Annotated in this window: 10 protein-coding genes and 1 pseudogene; 7 read left to right on the top strand and 4 right to left on the bottom strand. The window is 66.0% G+C overall.

Annotated features, from left to right (window positions below):
* The 4 genes from DSP71_RS22500 to DSP71_RS17875 form a co-directional block, all read right to left on the bottom strand.
* Positions 1-992 (bottom strand): hypothetical protein (locus DSP71_RS22500; RefSeq protein WP_181800772.1); only part of this gene is annotated, 992 nt, incomplete at its 3' end.
* A gap of 5 nt (positions 993-997) precedes the next feature.
* Positions 998-1,762, bottom strand: coding sequence for a hypothetical protein (locus DSP71_RS17885; RefSeq protein ID WP_067117749.1), 765 nt, complete (start codon positions 1,760-1,762; stop codon positions 998-1,000).
* A 14-nt stretch (positions 1,763-1,776) separates the two neighbouring features.
* Positions 1,777-2,058 carry a hypothetical protein gene (locus DSP71_RS17880; RefSeq protein ID WP_067117746.1) on the bottom strand — a complete coding sequence of 94 codons (282 nt, stop codon included), beginning with the start codon at positions 2,056-2,058 and terminating at the stop codon, positions 1,777-1,779.
* Complete coding sequence (locus DSP71_RS17875; RefSeq protein ID WP_147251370.1) at positions 2,055-2,708, bottom strand: DUF6668 family protein; 654 nt, start codon at positions 2,706-2,708, stop codon at positions 2,055-2,057. The genes DSP71_RS17880 and DSP71_RS17875 overlap by 4 nt, the downstream gene beginning before the upstream one ends.
* Positions 2,709-3,008: 300 nt before the next feature.
* Between DSP71_RS17875 and DSP71_RS17870 the strand changes: the two genes are divergently transcribed.
* The 7 genes and pseudogenes from DSP71_RS17870 to DSP71_RS17840 all read left to right on the top strand — a co-directional run.
* Complete coding sequence (locus tag DSP71_RS17870; protein WP_181800771.1) at positions 3,009-3,323, top strand: hypothetical protein; 315 nt, start codon at positions 3,009-3,011, stop codon at positions 3,321-3,323.
* Positions 3,320-4,414, top strand: coding sequence for a M15 family metallopeptidase (locus tag DSP71_RS17865; protein ID WP_067117737.1), 1,095 nt, complete (start codon positions 3,320-3,322; stop codon positions 4,412-4,414). The genes DSP71_RS17870 and DSP71_RS17865 overlap by 4 nt, the downstream gene beginning before the upstream one ends.
* Positions 4,411-5,895, top strand: coding sequence for a PQQ-binding-like beta-propeller repeat protein (locus tag DSP71_RS17860; protein WP_067117734.1), 1,485 nt, complete (start codon positions 4,411-4,413; stop codon positions 5,893-5,895). The genes DSP71_RS17865 and DSP71_RS17860 overlap by 4 nt, the downstream gene beginning before the upstream one ends.
* A gap of 15 nt (positions 5,896-5,910) precedes the next feature.
* Entirely contained in the window at positions 5,911-6,213 is a 303-nt protein-coding gene (locus DSP71_RS17855) for a helix-turn-helix domain-containing protein (RefSeq protein ID WP_137772176.1), read from the top strand.
* Between the two features lie 96 nt (positions 6,214-6,309).
* Entirely contained in the window at positions 6,310-6,660 is a 351-nt protein-coding gene (locus DSP71_RS17850) for a helix-turn-helix transcriptional regulator (RefSeq protein ID WP_067117729.1), read from the top strand.
* 79 nt (positions 6,661-6,739) lie between these two features.
* A complete protein-coding gene (locus DSP71_RS17845) occupies positions 6,740-6,991 on the top strand; it encodes a hypothetical protein (protein ID WP_067117872.1) in 252 nt (83 codons plus the stop codon).
* Positions 6,992-7,234: 243 nt separating this feature from the next.
* Positions 7,235-7,995, top strand: a pseudogene (locus DSP71_RS17840) (hypothetical protein); the annotation flags it as partial.

The following is a 7,995-nucleotide window of genomic DNA, read 5'->3' as shown; positions in this document are numbered from 1 at the left end:
CCACCGGCTCCTGCAGCAGCGCCCGCGGCCGGTGCAGCCGCTCCACCGGTCGCGGCTACCGCCCCGACCATCACGACGGCCGACCCGGCTGCAGCAACGCCAGCGACCGCCGCGCCACCCGAGAACGCGTTCGAGGTTGCCGCCGCTGCCACCGGCACCAGGAACTTGATCAGTGCCGGCAGAGCGAGGGCCGCCATGCCGAGAATCACCATGGCGACGCAGGCGTTGTAGATCGACTTCCCGATGTCATCGAGGCCCTCGATCGCCGGCGGGTTCTTCATCTGCATCATCCCGAAGGCGTAGATGATCGCAGCCACCGGCTTGAACAGAATCACGGCCAGCAACCAGCCCTGCAGCTGACGAAATGCGTTCGACCCCATCTCGGTCCCACTCCCCGCGGCCACCGCTGGCAGCAGAGCGAACATCGTCGACGCGAGAGCACCCTGAATCACCATGAACAGGACATTCACCACGGCGCCGAGAAGGCCGATGATCGCGAGGAACAGCCCGCCACCCGGGTATATCAGCATCATCTCCGAGAGAGACAGCATGCCCGACAGGCTCAGCTCCTCCCCCGTCGCCTTCTGGATGATCCACGGCGCGAACTGGTCGCCCGCCGTCGTCAGACCCGCGAACGCCACCGCGTACACGCCCGTGACCAGGATGAGGTTCACGACCATCTTGACCGCCGGCAGACCGGACTTGAAGTCGTTCGAGATCGCCATGCGACCCAGACCGATAAGAAGTCCGATCAGTGCAATCGCGGCCGTGTACCAGCCCATCCACCCGTTGATCTGACCAATCGCCGGGGCTGTCACATCCGCGCTCGGGATGCCCACCCAGAACGAGTTGATCCACCCGAGAAAATCGATCAGCAGCTTCCAGATATCACGCACGAAATCCGTGAACGCGCTATTGGCAGCGTCACTGATGCCCTCGCCAGCCCAGCAGAGTGCGTCCCAAACCTGGCACTCCTCTTCCTCAGCTGCCATGCGGATCATTGCGAAGCGCTCCAGTCCGTGTATCCGGCCAACGGGTCGAGAGTGGGGCGGAGAGTGATTCTCTCGACATCGACCAGCCAGGTATCCCTCTCGCTGTCCCAGACAAGGGTGAACGACACATAGGCGGTCACCGTCTCGGACCCAGCACTCTGGCTCATGCCGACCCGAATCACGACCTCCTCCGGTTCGACACTGTCGAACCGGAAACCCGAGATCTGAGCGGTGCGACCCGGTTCGGGCGAACGAGCCAGTGAGGCGTTCTCCTCGATAAACGGAGCCCGCCCGTTGTTGTCTACGGCCGCATCTTCGACGAAAGCCCGGAATGCATCGGCATCAGTGCTCTCCTGTAGCCCAGCCATGAAGCTGGTCGCCGCGAAAAGTGCTCCCGTCGGTGAGGGAGCGAAGCAGCCCCAGAGAGTGTCGTCGGCCGATGCCGCGGCATACTCACTCGACGTGGGGGTGAGCAGTCCCATGCGGTTGACCCACTCGGCGTCGGGTCCGACCGTGGGGATGTCTGATCCCGAGGGCAGGTCGCAGACACCCCCTGTCTCGGGCGGAGTCGACTCGTCCTCGCCCGGCTGCGCGGACGGTGTCGACGGTGCGCCTGATGGCGAGGTGCCCCCTTCGGGGTTGTCCCTGCCGCCGAAGGTCAGCACCAGTACGAGAGCGGCGATGACAGCGAGCACCAAAATCGCTGCCGCCAGCCACCACGCGTTGAACTTGACCAGGCCGCGGTTGCTATCGCTGTTGTCGTCGCTCATGATCTCTCCCCTGCTCAGCCGGTGAACGTTGCGATGATGCCGCCGGCAGCGCCGACGAGGACACACACGATGAGCGCGATCACGAGGCCCTTGAAGCCCTGGATCTCGCGGCCCGTGAATGCGGCGAATGCGAGGTACCCGGCGCTCGCGAGGAAGCCGGCAAGACCCAGGATGAGCGCACCCCAGGCAAGCCAGTTGATCAGCGTGGATACGCCCTCCGTGCCCGGAGGCTGCTCCGGCTCAGGGTTGGGCAGGACGCCGGTGATCGCGGTCGCGACCTCAATCAGAGTGTTCATTTCTTTCCTTCCGTAGGCGGGGTTTGAGCAAGCTTGCGAATGCGTCCGATGGTCCACCGGACGCGAGGAGAAGAGGTCTTGAGAGTGGGCTCGGCCAGGCGCCATCCCTCGGCCCAGGGAACCCGCCACCCGTGCGGCGTCATCCGGCCGATGCGCTCAACGGCCTTGAGCTGCGCTTTGGTCAGCTGTGGGCCGTCGTCGACGAGCACGATTCCCAGCAGCCGGCTGTCCCGGTACTCCCCCGCAGCCCATGCCAGCGCGAATCTCTCTGCCGTCTGGAGGCCGTGATAGTGAGTGCGTGCCACCGCAAGAACGTTCATCGGCATACCGGAATACGAGGAGATAGGCCAGGCCCGATGTCCTTCGCGGGCAGCCTCCCCCGGCAGATCCGCAGCCTGCTCACGAATCAGGCCCGCGATCGTCGAGGCTCCCGCGCCGCCGTGCAGTGCGATGACATACACGAGAGCACCAGGCGCCTCGGGGATCGTCGGGAAGACCTGCTCGAGCGGATGCGGAACCGACGGCGCAGACTCTGGCGTCGGCGGACCCACGAGTTCCTCGCCGCGCAGCTGGTCGACATCGGCGTCGCTCTGCTCGGCGCCGCGCACCCGATGGAACGGGTTAACGCGGGTCGTCGGTGTATCTGTCATCGAAGCCCCCCTCGTGTACAGGATCTAATGCGATCCTATAGTATCAAGGATGAGTCAGATACGGGGGGTGGGAAAATGACGAAACCGTCATCTAGTAGACGCCGAAACTCGCGGAATATGACGCGGAAGCCGAGAACTTCCCATATCAGCGTCGTCGCCGTTGGTCTCATGCTCACGCTATCGGCATGCACCGACGCGGGACCAACACCTAACCCGAGCCCGTCACCCACGGACACAGCGACGGCCCAGCCCGCGCCCACCAGCACCATCGCGCCGGACGCGCTCGACGACGGGGTGCGGGTGGCTGAGGAAGCCATGACCAGCTTCGCGAACCACAACCGCTCCTACGAGGAGTGGTGGGCCGAGCTCTCTCCCATGCTCACCAACGACGCCCTGCTGGCCTACGAGGGCACAAACCCCGCCAGGGTTCGCCCCTCCCAGGTCACGGGCCCCGGTGTCGTCGCCAGTGCCCCGAACTTCAATCAGATGAGCGTGCTCGTGCCCACCGACATCGGCCAGTACACGATCGAACTCATCCGTCAGGGAGACGGACACGGGAACGGCACACCATCCTGGTTCGTGGACCGCCTCACTCCCCCGGCGGATCTGGGATGAAGGGCGCAGCCGCCGCCGTTTGCGGTGTCATCTGCATCCCGCTCATCGCGATCTTCGTCCTCATCGCCACGTCGTGCTCTTCCCTCCCCGGGGGGAAGTTCCCCACGATCGACTACGAGGTGAACATCGAGAACCTGCCCGTCGACGAGGTCGGCACCTGGAAGGGCGAGCAGCTGGTCAACGCGGCGATCATCATGAACGCCGCCACGGAGCTGAAGCTGCCCGTCAAGGCGCAGGTCATCGGCGTGATGACTGCTATGGGCGAATCGTCGCTGATCAACCTCAACCACGACGACGACGCCACCAACCCGGACGGCTCTATCGCGGACGGTGGCGGTCTCTTCCAGCAGCAGGTGTCCCAAGGGTGGGGAACCTGGGAGGAAGTCACGGATCCGGCGACGGCATCCCGCACCTTCCTGACCCGGCTGGCAGAGGTCGCCGGGTGGGAATCGATGGAGCCGAGCATTGCCGCCCACAAGGTGCAGGGCAACGACGACCCGTACCACTACGAGAAGTTCTATGAGGACGCCGTCGACGTCGCCGCCGCTCTCGCGGAAGTGAACATCGACCCCGGTAACGGGGCAGAAGCAGCCCAGTGCGCGAACCCGATCGGCAATAACGGCAACTTCCCGCCCGGGAAGAATCCCCCCGGCCAGTGGGGCGGTTTCGAGAACGGCCGCATCGACGAGAGCCTGCTCGCCCCCATTCCTTGGGCGCCGAACTACACCCTGCGCGGTGACGCCGTCGCCAACCTGATCGCGATGAACAACGCCTTCCGGGCGGAGTTCGGCTATGACCTGCCCATCAACGACGGGTACCGGGATTACGCCGGCCAGGTCGAGGCCAAAGCGATCTACGGGGATGAGGCCGCCGAGCCTGGCACCTCCAACCACGGATGGGCGCTCGCTATCGACGTCGGCGACCGCAGCCATTATCGGCTGAGATTCTCTCACCCGATCTACCTGTGGTTGAAAGCCAACGCCCCCCGCTACGGCTGGGTGCACCCCGATTGGGCCGAACCCGGCGGACCAGGTCCCGACGAAGCCTGGCACTGGGAATTCTGGGGCATTGAGGAGACCATCCCCGCATGAGCGACATCGATCTGACCACCGTTCCCCCCTACCCCGTCTACCGCCTCGAGGTCGACGCCGAGGGCGCCGTCACTCTCGACGGTGTACCCATCGCCACCGGCGAGGGTGCCACCGATGCGGCGATCGACCACGTCGCCGGCATCCTGCAGGCCGACGGACACGACGCTGTCCGCGTCATCGCCGCCACCCCCGACGGCACAGACCGGATGGTCGTCGAAGCTGACGGCACCACACACGTCATCGTCGACCAGGTGCACGACGGCAAAATGGCGATCGGCAACCGGCGCGTCAGTCGACGCGCTGTCATCGCCTCGATCGTCACCGTCGCCGGCCTCGTCGTCATCGGCGCAGCCACGCCGGTCGCGATCGCACTGACGAGGCCTGCACCGACGCCGACGGCCACCATCGCGCCGCCGCCCGGTGTCGGAGAACAGCTCGCCGTCCTCTCTCCTCCCGGATACGACCAGACGGCAGCGTGGGCCGTGCCGATCCGCTCCAACACCGAACCCACCTTCCTCCCGGACGGACGTGTCGCGGTCACCACCGAAGCCGGAGATCTCCGGCTTCTGGATCCCGACACCGGAAAGACGGTCTGGAAAGGCAACGGCTCCCCTCGTGGAGGCGCGCAGCTCGCGGCCACCACAATCGGCGGATACGAGGTCCTCGCGACCTCGCGCTCCAACGCCCTCACCGTCTGGCCGCTCTACGTCGAAGACAGCACAGTCGACTCCGTCGACTACGACCTCCCCCGCGGTGCCGACGTAAGTTTCCTCGGTACCGAACCGCTGATCGTCCTCCCCGATCAGACCGTGGGCTTCGTCACCGCTGACGGCATCACCCGACAGGACATCCCCGTCACCGCTCGCCCCGTGATGACCACCGACGCCGGCGTGATCGCCGTCGACGACACCACGATCTACACCATCACCGTCGACGGCGACGTGTCCGAGACCCCGTACACCCGCCCCGACGGGACCACCGAGCTCAGTAACGTCTCCGCAGCCGACGCCACCACCCTCATCGCCGTGTGGAGCACCGAAGGGCAGCAGAGCATCGTCGCGGCCGTCGACGTCGCCACGGGAGAAACCCTCTCCCAGGCCGAAACCCGCACGAGCGGCATCCGCAGTGACTCCGTGCCGCTGCACGCGATCGACGGGACCACCCTCACCTACGGCAACGTCTGGATCCGGTACGGCACCAATCCCAGCGTTCAACCGCTCGGCAACCTCACGCCCACCGCAATCACTGGCACCATTGTGTACGGGACAGCCAGCCGTCAAGCTAGCTGGACCAACGTCAGCGATGACCAGCCACAGGTGACCCCGTTCACTACCCGAGAACTCCCGCTCGACCCGATAGCACCCAGCGGGATCACCACCGAGATGGCCTGGATCGTCGCAGACAAAGTCGAAACCACCTACCTGTACGCCCTCCCTCGACGAACCGGCCCTGGCGACCCGACCGCCACGCCCGCACCCTAAAGGATGCTGAGCCGCATGCCTGCTACCCCAAATCTCTTTGACGACGCCGTCAACCTGGTGCGCAACCGCGCACACCTCCGCGTGGTCGAGTACATCCGCGAGAACCCCGGTGCGTACCTCTCCGACATCCTCGCCGGCACCGACACTCCCCGAGGATCTCTGGGCCGCGTCCTGCGTACCCTCGTCGAGCTCGACGTCGTCACCATCGATGTGCCGCCCGAGAAGCGCGGCACCGGGCGCAACTTTCGCTACACCGTCAACGAGACCCGCGTCCGCCAGATTCTCGCCGCGCTGCACGCCGAACTCCTCGGAGAGTAGCGGTGCGTGCCGCCTGCGAGATTGCAAACCTTCTGCAAGCTTGCAGTTAACCTGCCTGCTTGATAGCCTCAGAACCGGCTACGGCAGACTTGGCAGATGCCTCGCTACGCATCTCCCGATCAGCCGCTGCCTCCTGAACCAGCGAGGGCGGTCAAAGTGTTTGGTGCGAACCCCATCCGAGCGGCCATCGTGCGGCTCCTAGCGACCAACCCCGAGCCCATGACGACAGGCGAAATCGAGAAGGCCCTCGGCGGCGCCTCGCACCGCACGATCTTCAACCACGTGCGCGAGCTTGAAGCTGATGGCATTGTCACCTCGGACGCACGCGACGACCGCAACGGGCAGCGGGTCAGATACGCAGCCGATCGCGAGGCGATCCGCCGCGAACTCCGCGAGTACTCGAAGTACCTCCTCGGAGAGCCCCTGACGGGCGACGACGCCAGCTGAGATGCCGGGTTTCAAGTACGGGTTGAAGGCCCGGAGTGTCGCGCCGGTGTTAACCCTGACCTTGGGGTTAACTGACTGCATGGCTGACGAAAAGAAGCGGCGGACCTACCGCCGTCCCAGAGGGACGATGGTACAGCCGACCAACCTTGGCTACGAGGTCGAGCTCACCAGCAAGAAGCGCTGGGAAGCGCTCGCGCAGGAACTCGAGATCTCGCCGTCGGAGCTGTTCGACCTCATGGTCGAGCACCTTCCGCTCGACGCCTATGGGCGTCCCACCTGGTTCCCCGAACGGCCACTCAAAGACGGGATGCTGCGCGTGCCAGCCGCTTAACGAAAGAACCCGCCGCATGTGCGGCGGGTTTCTCCCAAGTATTTCGACCCGTAGATGTTTGGCGACGGACACGGATCGAGAAGTGAAGAACCGGAGGGTACCGGGGCTTCGTCATGCGCTACCTCGAAAGGAGTTGACCCCATCATAACGCCACTTGACGCAGATTTCCATGCCGTCTTAGACGCGACACGCCGCGGGGTGTCCTCCGATTGGGGGACACCGGAGTCTGCCTGGGATCTCACCGTGTCGCTGTCCCAGCTCACGCGTCGACGCAGCGTCCGCGTCGACGTCCGCGACGCGCACGGCGACTTCACGAACAGCTACACCGCCACCTACCCGTCCGACAGCACCGCTGCCCCTGACGGCCCCTGGGCCCTCCCCCTCACCGACACCGCCGGCGGATTCCGGTACCTGTGCTTCGACCTGGACGCCAAGGGCGGCAACCCGGCGAAAGATGCTCGCCGACTGACCCGGTGGCTCGACGAGCTCGCGATCGCGTATCTCGTCTGCGAGTCCGGCCCCTCTGGCGGCCGCCACGTCTGGATCGCGCTCACCGCGCCCGCTGACGCTGGCACCGTGAACCAGCTCGCGCGCCGAGCGCGGACCGTTCTGCCCTCTCTGGATCTCTCGCCGCTCACGAACCCCGCTACCGGTGCGGTTCGGCCGCCGCTGTCGCCACACCGCGCGGGCGGGCACTCCCGTCCCCTGGGACCGGTCGAGGTGCTGTTGAGGCCCACCACGACCCCGCAGCGCCTCCAAGACCTGGACGTGTGGCTGGACGAGGAAGGCGTGGAGCTGCCGCCGGCAGCACAGGCCACCCGTCCCCGCGACGTCGACGCTGACGCCGACGGGCACCCCTACCTCGCCGGCGAACGCCGCGACCTGTCCCCCCGCATCCGGGAGATCCTCGCCGCTCCCCCGGCCGCGGACACCTCCGCGACCATGGCGCAGATCTTCCTCGCGGCCGCGAACGCCCGCTGGCGCCGCGCCGACGTCGCCGCGCT

It is taken from the genome of Microbacterium sp. H6 (assembly GCF_003314775.1).
Taxonomy (GTDB): domain Bacteria; phylum Actinomycetota; class Actinomycetes; order Actinomycetales; family Microbacteriaceae; genus Microbacterium; species Microbacterium oxydans.
The sequence above is the reverse complement of the archived record's forward strand: the minus strand, read 5'-3'. Positions and strand labels throughout refer to the sequence as shown.

Bases quoted from the DNA above. Each gene is read 5' to 3' on its own strand.
- DSP71_RS17885 (WP_067117749.1), bottom strand. From the start codon at position 1,762: ATGAGCGACGACAACAGCGATAGCAACCGCGGCCTGGTCAAGTTCAAC.
- DSP71_RS17855 (WP_137772176.1), top strand. From the start codon at position 5,911: ATGCCTGCTACCCCAAATCTCTTTGACGACGCCGTCAACCTGGTGCGC.
- DSP71_RS17860 (WP_067117734.1), top strand. From the start codon at position 4,411: ATGAGCGACATCGATCTGACCACCGTTCCCCCCTACCCCGTCTACCGC.
- DSP71_RS17875 (WP_147251370.1), bottom strand. From the start codon at position 2,708: ATGACAGATACACCGACGACCCGCGTTAACCCGTTCCATCGGGTGCGC.
- DSP71_RS17865 (WP_067117737.1), top strand. From the start codon at position 3,320: ATGAAGGGCGCAGCCGCCGCCGTTTGCGGTGTCATCTGCATCCCGCTC.
- DSP71_RS17880 (WP_067117746.1), bottom strand. From the start codon at position 2,058: ATGAACACTCTGATTGAGGTCGCGACCGCGATCACCGGCGTCCTGCCC.
- DSP71_RS17850 (WP_067117729.1), top strand. From the start codon at position 6,310: ATGCCTCGCTACGCATCTCCCGATCAGCCGCTGCCTCCTGAACCAGCG.
- DSP71_RS17845 (WP_067117872.1), top strand. From the start codon at position 6,740: ATGGCTGACGAAAAGAAGCGGCGGACCTACCGCCGTCCCAGAGGGACG.